Genomic DNA, 16,214 nt, shown 5'->3' with positions numbered 1-16,214 from the left:
GGGGGACGGGCCTTGCTCCGGACTTCGGCGAAAACTGCCGATGACATGTATTTGGGTCCTTGAACGTGGCGATTTAAGGGCACCAAAATTACACTTTTGTAACATACCCGTGAGCGGCCGGCCCATCAGCGCCGGGTTCTGTCAGGGTATTGCCGGAACCGTTGACGGAAGCCGCCTTTGGCATGGACCGCGCAGCCGCGCCGCGCTATCCCTGCCGGCATGAAAAAAGGCGATCATCTCTTCCTTATCGACGGCTCCGGCTACATTTTTCGCGCCTATCACGCGCTGCCGCCGCTGACCCGCAAATCCGACGGTCTGCCTGTCGGCGCCGTTTCCGGCTTCTGCAACATGCTGTGGAAGCTGATGCAGGACGCCCGCAACACCGATGTCGGTCTGGTGCCGACGCATTTCGCCGTGATCTTCGACTATTCGTCAAAGACCTTCCGCAATGAGCTTTACCCCGAATACAAGGCCAATCGCTCGGCCCCGCCCGAAGACCTGATCCCGCAATTCGGCCTGATCCGCCAGGCGACCAAGGCCTTCAACCTGCCTTGCATCGAGATGGAAGGGTTTGAGGCCGACGACCTGATCGCCACCTATTGCAAGCTTGCCTGTGAGGCCGGCGGCGACACCACGATCATCTCTTCCGACAAGGACCTGATGCAGCTGGTCGGCGACACGGTCGGCATGTACGACCCGATGAAGGACCGCCAGATCGGCATTCCCGAGGTGATCGAGAAATGGGGCGTGCCGCCGGAAAAGATGATCGATCTGCAGGCGCTGACCGGCGACTCGGTCGACAATGTGCCGGGCGTCCCCGGTATCGGGCCGAAGACGGCGGCGCAATTGCTGGAACAGTTCGGCGACCTCGACGGGCTGCTTGAGCGCGCCGGCGAGATCAAACAGGACAAGAGGCGGGAATCGATCATCGCCAACGCCGACAAGGCGCGCATTTCGCGCCAGCTGGTGACGCTGAAGAACGACGTGCCGGTCGCTGATGGGCTCGACGACTTCGTGCTGCACGCTCCGGACGGGCCGAAGCTGATCGGCTTCCTCAAGACCATGGAATTTTCCTCGCTGACCCGCCGCGTTGCGGAAGCGACCGGCACCGAGGCCGGCGATGTCCAGGCCGTTGCCGTCTCGGTCGAGCGCGCCGACACCGCGCATGGTCCCGATGTCGGCGCCGGCGCACCAGCAGCAGCCCCAAGCGCGGCGGGCGCCGGGCCGAACGATGCTGGAGCAGCGCCGGCTGCAGCCAAGGCGGAAGCAGCCAAGGCAGGCGACACCCCTTCCCTACTTGCCGCCCTCCGCCTCGAAGCGGCTTCCGCTGCCAGGATCGACGCCGGCGCCTATGTCGCGATCCGCGACTCGGCAACGCTGAAGGCCTGGCTGGCTAAGGCGAGAGAGACCGGCGTCGTTGCCTTCGACACCGAGACAACCTCGTCCGACCCGATGCTCGCCGATCTCATCGGTTTTTCAATGGCGATTGCGCCCGGCCGCGCCGCCTATGTGCCGCTTGCCCACAAGAGCGGCGCCGGCGACCTGCTCGGCGGCGGAATGCTGGAGAACCAGGTCCCCATCCGTGAGGCGCTTGCGCTGCTGAAACCCCTGCTGGAGGACAGATCGGTCCTCAAGATCGTGCAGGACGTGAAATACGACATCGTCGTCATGAGCCGCCATGGCGTCGACGTCGCGCCTTTCGACGACACCATGCTGATCTCCTACGTGCTCGACGCCGGCACCGGCCATCACACCTTGTCAGCTCTTTCCGACAAATGGCTCGGCCATGCCACGACCCCGCTCAAGGATCTCGCAGGCTCCGGAAGAAGCTCGGTCGGTTTCGAGCAGGTCGACATCGACAGGGCGACCGCCTACGCAGCCGGCCATGCGGACGTGGCGTTTCGGCTGTGGCAGGTGCTGAAGCCGCGTCTGGCCGCCAAGGGGCTGGTCTCGGTCTATGAGCGTCTTGAGCGGCCGCTGGTGCCGGTATTGGCCAGGATGGAACAGCGCGGCATCTCGGTCGACCGCCAGATCCTGTCGCGGCTCTCCGGCGAGCTGGCGCAGGGCGCTGCCCGGCTGGAAGAGGAAATCTACGGCCTCGTCGGCGAACGCATCAATATCGGTTCGCCGAAACAGCTGGGCGACATATTGTTCGGGCGCATGGGGCTGCCCGGCGGCTCAAAGACCAAGACCGGCCAATGGTCGACCTCGGCGCAGCTGCTGGAAGACCTCGCCGCCGAAGGCCACGAGTTGCCACGCAAGATCGTCGACTGGCGCCAGCTCACCAAGCTGAAATCGACCTATACCGACGCGCTGCCGGGCTTCATCCACCCTGATACAAAGCGCGTGCACACCTCCTATGCACTGGCCGCGACGACGACCGGCCGGCTGTCCTCATCCGATCCCAATCTGCAGAACATCCCGGTGCGCACCGCCGAGGGGCGCAAGATCAGGACCGCCTTCATCGCCGACAAGGGGCACAAGCTGGTTTCGGCCGACTACAGCCAGATCGAATTGCGCGTGCTTGCCCATGTCGCCGAAATCCCGCAGCTGACGCAGGCCTTCGCCGACGGCGCCGACATCCACGCCATCACCGCCTCGGAAATGTTCAACGTGCCGGTGGAAGGCATGCCTTCGGAAGTGCGCCGCCGCGCCAAGGCGATCAATTTCGGCATCATTTACGGCATCTCGGCCTTCGGCCTTGCCAACCAGCTGTCGATCCCGCGCGAGGAGGCCGGCGCCTACATCAAGAAGTATTTCGAGCGCTTCCCCGGCATCCGCGACTATATCGAGGCGACCAAGGCCTATGCCCGCGAACATGGCTTCGTCGAAACCATCTTCGGCCGCCGCATCCACTATCCGGAGATACGATCGTCGAACCCTTCGATCCGCGCCTTCAACGAGCGCGCTTCGATCAACGCCAGGCTGCAAGGCACCGCCGCCGATATCATCCGCCGCGCCATGGTGCATATGGACGAGGCGCTGGAGAAGGCAGGGCTTTCCGCCGGCATGCTGCTGCAGGTGCATGACGAGTTGATCTTCGAAACGGTGGAGGCGGAAGTCGAGGCGACGATCCCGGTCGTGCGCCGGGTGATGGAGAACGCGCCGATGCCGGCGGTATCGATGTCGGTGCCATTGCATGTCGATGCGCGGGCCGCCAACAACTGGGACGAGGCGCATTGAGGTGAGCGGCGTCCTGCCGCTTTCGACGGGCACGTTCCTTTCCTTTGGGTTCGCATGCCTGCTGATTGAATTGACGCCCGGACCGAACATGACCTATCTGGCGCTGGTTTCCGCCAGCGACGGCCGCCGCGCCGGTTTCGCGACGGTCGCGGGCATCGCTTTGGGCCTTGCCGCGATCGGCGGGATTGCCGCCTTCGGCGTCGCCGAACTGATCCAGGCGTCCCGGTTCCTTTATGAAGGGCTTCGCTGGGCTGGAGTGTTGTTTCTGCTCTACCTTGCCTGGGAAGGCTGGACCGCCGGGACTGACGTGGTTTCAGCTGGTGGCGGCGCGCATGGCAGATACTTCATGCGCGGGCTCGTCACCAACCTTCTCAATCCCAAGGCGGCTATCTTCTATGTCGCCGTGCTGCCGACCTTTGTCGACGCCGGACGGCCGATCCTCGCCCAAACTGTCCTGCTCACCGCGGTCTATGTGGCTATTGCAACTGGAATACATGGAATGATTGTCGCGCTGGCGGGATCACTGGAGCCGTTCCTCAATGATCCCCGACGGGAGCGTTTCAGCCGACGGCTGCTTTCCGCACTGCTGGCGCTGGTGGCATTCTGGTTCGCCTGGTCGACCGCCCGTTAGAGCAATTCCAGGAAAAGTGCGTAGCGGTTTTCCGTCCGGAATTGCGCAAAGCAAGTACTTAGAGCGGGCCGGCGATCCTATCAAAAGCTGAACCGCTCTAAGCGGCCTCAGCCAGGCACTTGGCACACGTCCCGCGAAACTCGATCACCGCCTTCTTGGCGGCGAAGCCGGTCGAGCGCACCCATTCGTCGAGCCGGTGGTCTACGTCGTGGTCGGACATTTCCGTCACCTGGCCGCAGGTGTCGCAGATGGCGAAGGCGGTCATTGAATGGCTGTGGTCATGCGGCTCGGCGCAGGCGACGAAGGAATTGAGGCTTTCCAGCCTGTGCACGAAGCCAGACTTCACCAGCGTATCGAGCGCGCGGTAGACCTGCAGCGGCGCGCGAAAACCGCGCTCGCGAAGCTGGTCGAGCAGCGTATAGGCGCTGAGCGGCCCGCTAGCGGCCTCGAGTTTTTCGAGCACGCACAGCTGGTTTTTCGTCAGCACATCCCTTGCCGCCATGATCCTGCTTCCAATCATTTTCACGCCGCCCGCACGTCATTGGTGAATGCGAGCGGCTTCAGTCACACTGAAATAGCGACGAACCGGCCTTTTTGCCACTGTTTCCGTCATCTGCATTAGCTCCAAGACTGCCGGTCGCCTGTCTGCACGGCATGGCCCAGCCCGCTCCACTCGCGGTTGCGGGTTGACTGCCCTGACCGCATTCAAAATACTGACAAGATCCTCGACGAGGATTGCCGCGCTTGGAAATTCGATCGGGCTTGGGGAAGCATTCATGATCAGCTTGACACGCAGGACGCTGCTTGTCGGCGTGTCCGCGCTGACACTTGCCGGCACGCTGTCGTTCCGCGCCCTTGCCGCCGGGCGCACCTACCATGCGCTGCTGGTCGCTTGTACCGACTATCCGAACCTGCCGAAGAAGCACTGGCTGATCGGGCCGAAGAACGATGCCGGCCTGGTGCGCGACTATCTGCTGAAGAACACCCCCGCTCCGGTGACGTTCGCCCCGGAAAACATCACGCTGCTGGGCACGGATGTCGAAGGCGCCAATGGTCTGCCGACACATGCGGCGATCAAGGCGGCGCTTGCCGACCTTGCCGCCAGGGTGCAGCGCGACGACTTCGTCTATCTGCACCTGTCCGGCCACGGCGCCCAGCAGCCCGAGGCGAAGAAGGGCAACGAGACCGACGGCCTCGACGAGATCTTCCTTCCCGTCGACATCGACAAATGGGTCAACCGCGATGCCGGCGTGCCCAATGCGCTGATCGACAACGAGATCGGCACGGCACTCGACGCCATCCGCGACAAGGGCGCCTTCGTCTGGGTGGTCTTCGACTGCTGCCATTCCGGCACGGCAACGCGGGCGGCCGAAGTCGATGACGAGTTGGAGCGCAAAGTCGAGTTCGCCGATCTCGTCGGCGGCGGCGAGGCCGAAAGGACGGCGGCCGTGAAGCTCTATGACGACATCACGGCGACGGCCTCGCGCGGTCTGGACGAGAACGGCCAGCGCAAGCCCGCCTTCAATCTGACGCCGACCGGCGGCGAGGCGATCACCAAGGGCAAGCTGGTCGCCTTCTATGCCGCGCAAACCGTCGAGACGACGCCGGAGATGCCGCTGCCCAAGGGCACCGCGGATGCACCGCGCTTCGGCCTGTTCACCTTCACCATCCTGTCCAAGCTGGCGGAGAACCCCAACGTCACCTACCGCCAGCTCGGCCAGGCCGTGCTGCAGCAATATTCGGCCGACAGCCGCACCCGGCCGACACCGCTGTTCGAAGGCGAGCTCGACGCCCGCGTCTTCGGCACGGACAAGACCGACGCCGTCATGCAATGGCCTTTGGTGGTCAAGGACGATGCGGCGACGATCGGCGCCGGGCTGCTGCAGCGCCTGAGCCCCGGCAGCAAGCTCGCCATCCTGCCTTCGGCGCTGTCGCAGCTCTCCGACGCGCTCGGCTATGTCGAGGTGCAGTCGGCAAGGAACCTTGAGAGCCGCATCAAGCCGGTCGAGTTCGACGGCAAGCCGGCGCTGAAGCTGGCCGATATCCCCGCCAATGCCTATGCACGCCTCGCCGAACTCGCCGTCGACTACAGGCTGGTGGTGGCGCGGCCCGCCGCGACCGCCGGCCTCGAAAAGGAAACCGCGCTGGTCAATTCGGTCCTCGACGAACTGGCGGCCCGGGAGAAATCGGGCTTCCATGTCGAGCTGGTCGACGCCGGCAAGAGTGCCGATCTGAGGCTGGCCGTGCTGCGCGAGAATGCCATTGCCGGGGCTGCGGCCGATGCCAGCGACAAGCCGGCTCTGTGGTTCCTGCCGGCTTCCGGCGACGTGACTCTGACGGATGGCGGCAGGCCGCCGCTGATCATCATCCATCCGGACGAGCAGGCAAAGCTGGCTGAGGCGACGGCAAAGAACCTGACGACGATCTTCCGCGCCACTGGGCTGTCGCGGCTGGCGGCCGCTTCCGACTACCGGCCGGAAGAAGTCAGCGTCGAATTCGAGATCAAACGCAAGGGCAGCGATGCGCTGGAGCCGCTGCAGGCCTCGACGGTGCCGCGCGTTTCGCCCGGCGACGAGGTGCATATCAAAGCCAGGAACGATTCCGACAAATATATAGACATCAACGTGCTCTATGTCGGCAGCGACTATTCGATCACCCATATCGTCGCCGAGCGGCTGGCGCCCGCCAACGGCTCGCCCGACGCCGGGCTGAAGGAAGGCCTGCTTGCCTTCACCGACACCAGCTTCGGCATGGAGCGGATGATCGCGGTGCTGACCGAAGCGCCGCCGCAGAGCGAGAAGGAGGATCTGGCCTTCCTGGCGCAGGACGGCGTTCCCTCGGCGACGCGCGCGGTCGGCGGGTCAAGCTTTTCCGACATGCTGACCGACATCGGCATGGCGCCGGCGACACGCTCGGTGATGAAATTTGGCGACAAGAGCGGGCCGAAGGGCGCCGTGATGATCTTCCCGATGGAGACGGTGCCGCGCGCCTGAGCAGACGCCGCTGCAAGGGTCTCGCCGGCATCGTTGCCTGGCCTCTTGCGGTCGGCCTGGTATGTGAACATTCTGGCGCGGCCGGACGAAAAGGATGAGGACGTTCGTGAATATCATGATGCTTTCCTGGCGTGGCGCGATAGCCGGGCTTTCAATTGCCGGACTTCTGCTTGGCCAGGCCTTGGCGGACGAGGCCTGTGGCCTGTGTGCCAAGCAGATCGTCACCAATTCCGAGCTGGCAGGCTGCTTTCTCGACCAGTACGACCAGTTCGCCAAGACAAGCAGCGAAGCCATCGTCGTCGATCTCTCGAACTGCGGCTCGCGCGGTGTAGTCGAGGCCTTGCCGTCGCCGAACAAGGCGCCTGCCGAGCCGGACGTACAATTCCTGATTTCGCACCTGCAGCTCGACTGTCTGAAGGAAAAGCTCGAGGCGCCGGGCATTGTGCTCGACCCGTCCGCCACCATCGACCTGGACAGCTGCCGATGAAAAGGCCGGGGGGCAAGACGACACAGCAGATGGCACCAGCACCGGCGCCGCCACCGGCAGCAGCCGGGAAGGCGGCCACGCTGCCCGAGACGACAGAGGGTTTCCCGTGGCCGAGCAGTCACGAGATCAAGAAGGAGGCGAACCCCTTCACCGATCGCGACTGGCGCATGCTCGTCTATGCCTGGTCTGGACTGCTGGTGCGCCTGGCGATCATCTTCACGCTGATGTTCTCGATCTACCAGTTCCTGGCCAGCCAGGACCAGAAGCGCGTCGAGCAGACGATGGCGCTCGTCGAGCTTTGGGAGACCAAGGACTACCAGCAGGCGCAGCGCGCGCTGAAGGACCGCCTAGCGGCGCTCAACGCCAAATACGACAAGCTGCTCAGCGCCAATCCGACGCCGACCGAGGAACAGGTATTCAGGCAGCGCATCGGCATCGAGGCGATGACGGCGGAAGGCGGCGACATGCTGCTGGCCGACTTCAGCGATCACTTCGACCGCATCGTCTATTTCCTCAACCGCCTGTCCTTCTGCGTCGAAGGCAAGCTCTGTTCGCAAAAGGTGGCCGACGCCTATTTCCGCGACTATGCCGTTTCCTTCTGGAGCTACTTTGCCGGCTATGCAGACAAGCAGCGCAAGGCGGGCTCTTCTACCTTCGCCTTGCCGATCGAGACCTATGTACGCCTTGGGCAGCCGCCTTCGGCTCCGGCTCAATAGCGGCGGGACATCATGCCGGGCCGCTCATTGCTCTTGCGTGCCCTCCGCTGGTTGACGGTGGCCGGCGCCCTGGCCGTGGCATCTATCGTTCGGGCAGAGGAGGCGCTGGATTTCCACCTCGACCTCAACACCGGCGGCCATAGCGCCCAGGTCACCGACCTTGCCTTCACGCCGGATGGCCAGGTGCTGGTCTCGGCCTCGAACGACAAGACCATTCGCGTCTGGGACTGGCAGAGCGGGGTAACGCTGCGCACCATCCGCGGCTATCTCGGCCAGGGCAGCGACGGCAAGGTCTTCGCGGTCGCGGTTTCACCCGATGGCAAGACGATCGCCGCCGGCGGCTATTTCGGCGCCAGCCTCGGCGACAAGCCACCTTACGGCGACATCAGGCTGTTCGAAATCTCCACCGGCAAGATGAAGGCCGCACTCAAGGCCGCGGACTACGCGATCTACGACATCGCCTTCTCCCCGGATGGCAACACCCTGGCAGCCGGCGGCGCCGATGGGTTCGTCTATCTGTGGCGGCTCGACAACAAGTCCGCGACCGGTTGGACGCTGGGCGAGAAACTCGACGCCGATTCCTGGCATATCGACAAGCTCGCCTTCGCTGACTCAGGAACGCGCATTGCCGCGGTCACCACGGACAACGGCATCCGGCTCTGGGATGTGGCGAAGGCCGAAGAGATCGCCCTTCCCAGCCAGGCCGAGCCGCTCAGGGAAACCAGTGTCACAGCGCTTGCCGTGTCGCAGGATGGCAGCCTGTTCGCCACTGGCGGCAAGGACGGGCTGGTCCAGCTCTGGCAGGCAAGCGACGGAAAATTTGTCCGCGCCATGCCGAAGCAGGATTTCCAGATCGGCTCGCTGACCTTCGCTTCGGGATCGCTTCTGGTCGCCTCTTGCGGCCACAGTTGCGCCGACAAGCACCGCACGATCGTCTGGAACGCCGAGACAGGCGCCGAGATGCTCCGCTACGACGGACATGACGGCACCGTCTTTGCCAGCACGGCCAATACCGACGGCTCGCTGGTGGCGACCGCCGGCGGCAGCCGCAACGCCATCCAGGTCTGGGACCCGATGACCGGTGAGCGCAAGGCGTTGTTGCAAGGCGTCGGCGAGCCGGTGATGGCGGTCGGCATCGACACTGCCGACGGCGTCATTGCCTGGGGCAATGCCAACCCCTGCCCCGAGCGCGTCTCCTGTCCCGAGCTTGGTGGCGCGCTCAGCAAGGCACTGGCCTTGCCGACTGCGGAGCGCTTCTTCGATGACCCGCAAGCCCTGACGGATCCCGGAAACTATACCCGCGCCGCTTTGACCGATGGCCAATGGTCGCTGAACGCCGCACGGGGCGGCAAGAACGATTTGGAAAATGCCGCGCTGGAGATCGCCAATGCCGGCAAGGTGGCGCGCACGATCGAAAACGACGCTACCAACGGCTTTGTCCATTCGGCCTACAGCCTCATCGACAACGGGCTTGGCCTGATCACCGGCGGCAATGACGGCACCTTGCTAGAGTACAAGACCGCCACCGCGCGTGTATCAGGCGAATTCACCGGGCATACCGGCGAGATCAATGCCATGGCGGTCTCGGAGGACGCTGGCCTGCTGGTCACCGGCAGCGCCGACCAGACCTTGCGTCTATGGAACCTGAAGACGCACAGGCTGATCGTCTCGATGTTCTTTGCCGGCTCCGAATGGATCGTCTGGATGCCGCAGGGCTACTACTATTCCTCCGGCGACGGCGACAGACTGATCGGCTGGCAGGTCAACCAGGGCCGCGACCATGAAGGCCGCTTCATCAGCGCCGGCCAGCTGAAGAAATATCTCTGGAGCCCCGAGATGGTGCGCCGCGCCATCATCCTCCGCAGCGCCGAACAGGCGGTGGAAGAGATGCGGCCAGGCGTCGACCGCGAATTGGAAAAACTGCTGCGGCGCAAACCGCCGGAGTTCGGCATCCGTGTCGCCGCCGACCAGGGCAATGTCCGCGATGGCTACGTCGCCGTCGAGATCACCGGCGCCGACGAGGCAGGCGCCGAAATCGCCGGCTTCTCGATCCTGTCGAACAGCCGCAATGTCGGCGACGTCACCACGCGCTCGGTCGATGGCGGCAAGAGCACCATTATCGAGGTGCCGGTCGAGGACGGCGAGAACACCATCCGCATCACCGGCACCAATGAATTCGGCTATCTGACCGAGCGCAGCGTGACGGCGCTGGCCAGGAAGGCCGAAAAGAAAGCGAACAAGGGCAAGCTCTATGTCGCCGTCATCGGCGTCGACAAATATCCCTTCCTCACCGACGCCTGCGGCGGCCGCGCCTGCGACCTGCGCTACCCGGTCGACGATGCGACGGAATTCCTCAAGGTGATCGCGCAGAAATCGGCGCCGCTGTTCTCGTCCATGGAAACGCTGGTGATGGTCAATCGCGAAGCCCTCGACGAGGCGCCCGACAATGCCGATAGCGTGTACCGGGTCGCCAGCACCGACCAGATTCTGGAACCCGACGCCGACACAATCGACGACCAGCTCGCTGACTTCCTCGACAGGCCCGGCGAGAACGACACCACCATCGTCTTTGTCGCCGGCCACGGCATCAACATCGACGAGGACTATTATTTCATCCCCACCGACGGCCGCAAACAGGATGCCGAGCGCTGGAAGCGCTCCTCGCTCGTCGATTGGGCGGACATCCAGAAATCGGTCGAACGGGCCAAGGGCATGCGCTTCATGTTGCTCGACACCTGCCACGCCGCCAACGCCTTCAACCCGCGCCTGGAAAAGGACGCGCAGGACGCGCGCATCGTCGTCTTCTCGGCCACCGCCGCCAACAACACCGCCGCCGAACTGCCCGAGCTCGGCCACGGCGTCTTCACCTATTCGATCCTCGCAGGCCTGCGCGGCCAGGCCAGAACCTCCGACAGCGGCGTGACGCTGTTCGGCCTCGCCGACTTCGTGTCCCGCGAGGTCGTGCGGCTGACCGCGTCGCGGCAGAAGCCGTTCTACTATGTCGGCGGCGTCGAGAATATCGTGCTGGCCGGGCCATGAGTATGCGCCTGCTGGCGATTGCTGTCCTGTTGCTGACCGCGGTCGGCGCTGTACGTGCGCAGCCCGTCCCCTGCCCACCCGGCAACGCTAACTTCCCGTCCTTCTACGACGATGCAACCCTGTTTCGCGACGCCATCGCCGAGGTCGCCGACGTCGAACCTTCGAACCAGCGGCTGACCGGCATCACCGTGCCGCATCATCTGCTGGTGCCCGATCTCGTCGCGCTCGGTTTCCGCGCCGCGTCCGGCTTCCGCTACAAGCGCATCGTCATCCTGTCGCCGGACCATTTTCACAAGACCCACAAGCTGTTTGCCACGACGACGCGCGGCTTCGACATCGCGCTTGGACCAGTGGCGATCGACACCGAGGCGGCCCAGCGGCTGGAGGCGAATGGCGACATGATCGAGGAGTCCTGCCTGTTCGCCAAGGAGCATGGCGTGATGGCGATGCTGCCCTTTCTGCGTCATTATTTTCCTGAAGCGAAAATCGTGCCGGTGGCGATGTCGGTCAAGGCACGCCGTGCCGACTGGGACAAGCTCGCGGAGGCGCTCAAGTCGATCGTCGACGACAACACGCTGATCGTCGAGTCGACCGACTTTTCGCACTATCTGCCGCAGCACGATGCGCGGCGGTTCGACCAGCAGACGTTGAATGTCCTGGCTGCCGGATCGCTCGACGGTATCGCGGCGCTGCGCCAGCCCGATCACGCCGACTCGGTCGGCGCGCTCTATGTCCAGACCAAGCTGCAACGTGCCTTGTTCGGTGCCGCGCCACTGGTCGTCGCCAACGAGAATTCGCAGGAAACGACGACCGACTACGTCGACCGTACGACCAGCTACATCGTGGCCCTGTTCGGCGCCTTCGGACCCGGCTTCAACAATCCGGTCCGGACAAAGGACAGGATCTACTATTTTGCCGGCGATGTGAATTTCGGCCGCGCCATGAAGAAGGTGCTGCTGCGCGACGGCGTCGCCGACCGCATCGTCGACAACGTGCTCGCCTTGACCGGATCGCGGCCGCTGATCGTCAACCTCGAGGGCGTTGTCCTGCCCAATGTGCCGGAAGCCATCGACGACATGACGCTGGCGATGCCCGCCGATCTTGCCATCGACATGCTGAAGCGACTGCACGTTGCCAGCGTCAGCCTCGCCAACAACCATGCCTATGATCTCGGACCGTCAGGCTATGCCGAGACGGTTCGCGCGCTCGACGCCGCCGGCATCCCTCATTTCGGCCAGGGCGAGGCGCTGGCGCTGATCGATCTCGACCTTGTCGGCCTGACCGACATCGACACCAACGGTTCGAAGAACACCGACCTGCTGACCCCCGACCAGCTCGACAGCCTGGTCAGCACGAACGCCAGCCGTCCGCTGGTCGCCTTCGTCCACTGGGGCCGCGAGTACAAGACGGAGCCGTCCGCGCGCGAGGAATTGCTCGCCGACCAGATGCGGCTAAGAGGTGTCTCGGTCATCGTCGGCAGCCACCCGCATGTGTCGAGCGAGGCGCTCGTGCCGCTTGCCGGCGGCGATGTCGCTGAGGTCTATTCGCTCGGCAATTTCCTGTTCGACCAGAAGGCAGAGCGGTCGTCAGGCTCGATGCTGGAACTGCGTGTCTTCGGACAGGGCACGATCTTTCCCAGGCTCATTCCGCTGCCGAACTACTTTGAGATGGGGCGAAAATGACTCAGCATCCCTGCATATCGGCAGGCAGGTAGCAGGCCGCCGGCGCGGTCCTGGTTTCGAACAGCGATTCCTTCGGCCGGAAATAGAAGAATGTCACCGGCTTGCTCTCGCGCGTCGAGCCGTCGGCGAAGTGCGCTGCGATGCTGAACCTATGGATCGACGACATCGCCGACCACATCTTCAGCCGCGCCGTATAGGAACTCAACTTCTTGTTGCCGCGCATCGGCATGGCAATGGTGTAGTCGTGCTTGCCGATCGGAAATTCGACGTTCTGGTAGCGCATGGCTTCCGGCGAGCCGCCGCCGCCGTCGCCGCATTCCGCCATCGATTCGGGAACTTCGAACACCGCCATGGTCATGGACGTGCGAAACGCCTCGCTCTGCTGGACGACGTTGCCCTGGTCGTCCGACCAGGAATAATCGAACTTGCCGATCGCGTTCAGCGTCACCGCCTGATTGAGAGTGCCGAGATAGTCCAGCGCCTCGCCGAACCTGATCTTGTTGGTAAGTTGGGCGCGGCAGACGTTGAGACCATCCACCGATGGACACGGGAACCGCCCCGTCTCAAGGCTGGCGGTGTCGACGCCGGCCTCGCCAAGAACGCTCTTGATCGAAACGTCGGCTCCGTCGGCGAAATCGCCGATGTCCTTGGTGAACACGCGGCTCGGCTCGCCGATCGGGTTGTACTCTTCGTCGAGCCTGGTGAACTGGATCGACATCTTCATGCCCTTCACGTCGCCCCAGCCATTGTTGACGATCGAGAAATCCGGCCGGAAGCCGACGCAGCCAAAATGCTCGCTGATCGACAACATCGGTTTGCGGTAGGCCTCGCTGGCGGCGACCTTCATTTCGAGACTGTCGAGCTTGACCTTGGACTGGTCGGTCGTCTTGAGATCGACCTCGGCAAAGGCCGGTGCCTGCTCCCAGTCCATGCCCTCATAGACATTGCCGGTGCGGATCTGCCCGGTGCCGTTCCAGGCGTCGTTGTATTCATCCGACACCGGATAGACCGCGATATCTTCGTCGCGCACCAGATGCTGGTACTGCATGTCGGCCTGCTGGGTCATGCGCTGGTCAACGGCGACGCCGATCTCGACCTTGTCGGCGGCACCACCGCCGGCCTGCGCCTTGAGCAGCCCGCCCACCCTGGCGTCGGCCAGCGCGTCGGGTCCCGCGCCGCCTGTCTCCTTGCCCATGACCCAGTCGGACTCATAGACAGTGCCGCCCGGCAGCCGCGTACGGCCCTTGCCGTTCTTCAGCCCGTCGACAAACACGCCGGCAAAGATTTCGCCGGTGGCGGACAGCAGGCGTCCCTGGCCGTTCGGCACGCCGGCGGCGAACGCGCCCTCATAGCGGTTGCCGTCGGCATCGATATGGATGCCCTGGCCGTCGAGCTTGCCGGCAACCCAGCGGCCCTCGAGCACTTCGCCGGAGCGCAGTTCCAGCCGGCCTTGCCCGTCCGGTCGGCCATTGCTGATCTCGCCAAAATAGCTCGAATAGACGGTCTTGGGATCGTAGCTCGCGGAGCCGCGCACGCGCCAGGTCAGCCTGCCCGTGCCGCTGACGGTGCCGTCGGCGGCGATGGTCCGGTCGGGCGACTGGCCAGCCGCCGGTCCCCAGACGAAATCGAGGTTCTTTTCCGGATTGAAATCCCAGACCCGCACGCTCCTGCGCAGCACTGAACGCGTGTCGCTCTGGTAGAGGATCTGCACGCGCTCCGCCCAGGCGCCGGCCTGCGGCGCACCGGCGCTATCGGCAAAGGCCGCCGAGCCCGTCAGCGCGGCCAGCATCGAAGCGGCCGCAATCACCTTGATCCCGAAGATCGTCCCTGCCCGCGCCATATCCCCAACCCCTTGGATGACCTAGCGTAATCGGCCACGCAAGGCGGCGCAAGTAAGCAGCCCGCACCCAATGCGCCATTTGCCCGTACGAAAAAGCCGGCGACGGGATCGCTCCCATCGCCTGTCTTCCAATGGATCTCACCGGTGTTTCGCGGCGGACCGGAGGGGCTTATTTGTAGAGGCTGTTGATCCATTGCACATTGGCGGTATTCAGGCGCACGGCGGTGTTTGCATCCGGGCTTTCGGCCACGTTCACGCCGGTGATGACACGCTGCTTTGCGCCGCTGTCATAGGCATAGACCGAGCTTCCGCTCGACCCCGGAAACGTGTCGCAATCATACTGGAAATACTCGGTGCCGATGTTTTCGGCATGCACTTCGCAGCTTGCCTTCCACATCGTGCCCATCGGCTTGTCGCCGGGATAGCCGACGATGTTGGCGGTGAAGTCGCCGAGATCGTCATAATTGGCATAGCCCAGCCAGCCGAGATTGGTGCCGACATCCTGCTTCAGCGTGACGATGCCGAGATCCCACGGGATAACCGAACCGTAATAGCCCTGATAGTTGTCGATGAAACCCTGGAGGATATAGGCGCTCTCATAGGCGAAGGCGCCGAACGGCGCATCATCGGCGGTGCTGCCGTTGAGGCCCGGCACGAACAGATACTCGTCGAGCCAACCACCATCCTCGTGGCTGTAGAGGCAGTGCGCCCCGGTGAGCACGGTGCGCGGGCCGATCAGCGTCGCCGAGCAACTGCCGAAACTGCCGGTCTTCGGTGACTTCGCTTCGAGATAGCCGATAGCCGAGAACGGATAGGTCTTGGTGTTCTTGACCTGCTCGCGATCGTCGGGGCCGAAGACCTGACGGCCGGCCTCGCCTTCCGGCAAGCCAGGATCCGCGGTATTCTGCGGACCCGACGTCGCGTCGGATTTCTGTCCGTCTGCCGGCGCATTCAGTTCCTTGATGATCAGGTCCTTCAGCGCCTCGTCCGCACCGATCTTGATGTCCTTGCCGTCGGCGGAACGTCCGACGATGCCATAGGATTTGACCGCCGTCGCCTCGTCGGCGAGCGGCGCGGCGCGGCTGGCCTCGTCCTCCGTCAGTTTCGGCGTAACGATCGGCTTTGCCCGGCCCGGTTTGTAGTCGCCCGAAGTCGCATCGCGCATGCTTTCGCCGTTGCCGGCATTCGCCGAGCCGGGTTCGGCGGCGAAAGCGGGCATCGCCCACATGGCGGTGGAAAGCAATGCGGACGCAATGATGGTGTTTGTCAGTTTTGTCACGGTGAGACTCTCCCAAAAGTCAGCAAGGACTGGATCAAGATAGAGAAATATTGTCGAGATCGTGGTGGCGCCAAAACCGAGCTTCGGTAGCGCACACCAGATTATTGCCCCGCGCTGTCAATTGAGGCCCCCGCCAAAAACATCCCCGCGATATACTGCCTAAAATATTCCAACATTGGCAACGACAAATCGCTTCCACGTAGCCCGTGGGGGGCTATAGGGTTTTGAGCAGGCATTGCTCGCGGGCACGACTAGCAGACGTGGCATTCGGTTTTATGACCGGTCGCGCGCCGATCTGGACTGGCGCACGACCGATCGTCGAACCGGTTCCCCGGTGGCGGATCATGTACCCAGCCGGCCTGTC

The 16,214-nt window shown here is 63.8% G+C and carries 10 protein-coding genes; 7 read left to right on the top strand and 3 right to left on the bottom strand.

All coding sequences use genetic code 11. The annotated features are described in order from the left end of the window. Positions 1-219: 219 nt before the first annotated feature. On the top strand, positions 220-3,183 hold the full coding sequence (gene polA / locus AC1RUK_RS00860; RefSeq protein WP_481839610.1) for a DNA polymerase I: 2,964 nt from the start codon (positions 220-222) through the stop codon (positions 3,181-3,183). Position 3,184: 1 nt separating this feature from the next. Beyond that, positions 3,185-3,814 carry a LysE family translocator gene (locus AC1RUK_RS00855; protein WP_481837148.1) on the top strand — a complete coding sequence of 210 codons (630 nt, stop codon included), beginning with the start codon at positions 3,185-3,187 and terminating at the stop codon, positions 3,812-3,814. A 97-nt stretch (positions 3,815-3,911) separates the two neighbouring features. Here the strand turns inward: AC1RUK_RS00855 and AC1RUK_RS00850 are convergent, their stop codons facing one another. Then, entirely contained in the window at positions 3,912-4,316 is a 405-nt protein-coding gene (locus AC1RUK_RS00850; protein WP_006200431.1) for a Fur family transcriptional regulator, read from the bottom strand. A gap of 274 nt (positions 4,317-4,590) precedes the next feature. Here AC1RUK_RS00850 and AC1RUK_RS00845 point away from each other — a divergent pair, with 274 nt between their 5' ends. The 5 genes from AC1RUK_RS00845 to amrB all read left to right on the top strand — a co-directional run bounded on the left by AC1RUK_RS00845 (position 4,591) and on the right by amrB (position 12,731). Beyond that, positions 4,591-6,807 carry a caspase family protein gene (locus tag AC1RUK_RS00845; protein ID WP_481837149.1) on the top strand — a complete coding sequence of 739 codons (2,217 nt, stop codon included), beginning with the start codon at positions 4,591-4,593 and terminating at the stop codon, positions 6,805-6,807. Positions 6,808-6,922: 115 nt separating this feature from the next. Continuing rightward, positions 6,923-7,294, top strand: coding sequence for a hypothetical protein (locus AC1RUK_RS00840; protein ID WP_481837150.1), 372 nt, complete (start codon positions 6,923-6,925; stop codon positions 7,292-7,294). Beyond that, positions 7,291-8,010 carry a DUF4760 domain-containing protein gene (locus AC1RUK_RS00835; RefSeq protein ID WP_436173546.1) on the top strand — a complete coding sequence of 240 codons (720 nt, stop codon included), beginning with the start codon at positions 7,291-7,293 and terminating at the stop codon, positions 8,008-8,010. Before AC1RUK_RS00840 ends, AC1RUK_RS00835 begins: the two co-directional genes overlap by 4 nt. Positions 8,011-8,085: 75 nt before the next feature. Next, positions 8,086-11,049 (top strand): caspase family protein, encoded by a 2,964-nt coding sequence (locus AC1RUK_RS00830; RefSeq protein WP_481837151.1) that lies wholly within the window; start codon positions 8,086-8,088, stop codon positions 11,047-11,049. Continuing rightward, positions 11,046-12,731, top strand: coding sequence for an AmmeMemoRadiSam system protein B (amrB, locus tag AC1RUK_RS00825; RefSeq protein WP_481837152.1), 1,686 nt, complete (start codon positions 11,046-11,048; stop codon positions 12,729-12,731). The genes AC1RUK_RS00830 and amrB overlap by 4 nt, the downstream gene beginning before the upstream one ends. A gap of 1 nt (position 12,732) precedes the next feature. On the opposite strand, the gene AC1RUK_RS00820 is transcribed toward amrB, so the two are convergent. Together AC1RUK_RS00820 and AC1RUK_RS00815 are read right to left on the bottom strand one after the other, a co-directional pair. After that, positions 12,733-14,571 (bottom strand): MORN repeat-containing protein, encoded by a 1,839-nt coding sequence (locus AC1RUK_RS00820; protein ID WP_481837153.1) that lies wholly within the window; start codon positions 14,569-14,571, stop codon positions 12,733-12,735. Positions 14,572-14,740: 169 nt separating this feature from the next. Next, positions 14,741-15,850, bottom strand: a complete 1,110-nt coding sequence (locus AC1RUK_RS00815; protein WP_481837154.1) for a trypsin-like serine peptidase — start codon at positions 15,848-15,850, stop codon at positions 14,741-14,743. Positions 15,851-16,214: the final 364 nt, after the last annotated feature.

This window comes from Mesorhizobium monacense, from assembly GCF_056781675.1.
Note: the sequence above shows the minus strand (reverse complement) of the source record. Positions and strands in the feature narration are given on the sequence as shown.

Bases quoted from the DNA above. Each gene is read 5' to 3' on its own strand.
- polA (WP_481839610.1), top strand. From the start codon at position 220: ATGAAAAAAGGCGATCATCTCTTCCTTATCGACGGCTCCGGCTACATT.
- AC1RUK_RS00850 (WP_006200431.1), bottom strand. From the start codon at position 4,316: ATGGCGGCAAGGGATGTGCTGACGAAAAACCAGCTGTGCGTGCTCGAA.
- AC1RUK_RS00845 (WP_481837149.1), top strand. From the start codon at position 4,591: ATGATCAGCTTGACACGCAGGACGCTGCTTGTCGGCGTGTCCGCGCTG.
- AC1RUK_RS00840 (WP_481837150.1), top strand. From the start codon at position 6,923: ATGATGCTTTCCTGGCGTGGCGCGATAGCCGGGCTTTCAATTGCCGGA.
- AC1RUK_RS00835 (WP_436173546.1), top strand. From the start codon at position 7,291: ATGAAAAGGCCGGGGGGCAAGACGACACAGCAGATGGCACCAGCACCG.
- amrB (WP_481837152.1), top strand. From the start codon at position 11,046: ATGAGTATGCGCCTGCTGGCGATTGCTGTCCTGTTGCTGACCGCGGTC.
- AC1RUK_RS00820 (WP_481837153.1), bottom strand. From the start codon at position 14,571: ATGGCGCGGGCAGGGACGATCTTCGGGATCAAGGTGATTGCGGCCGCT.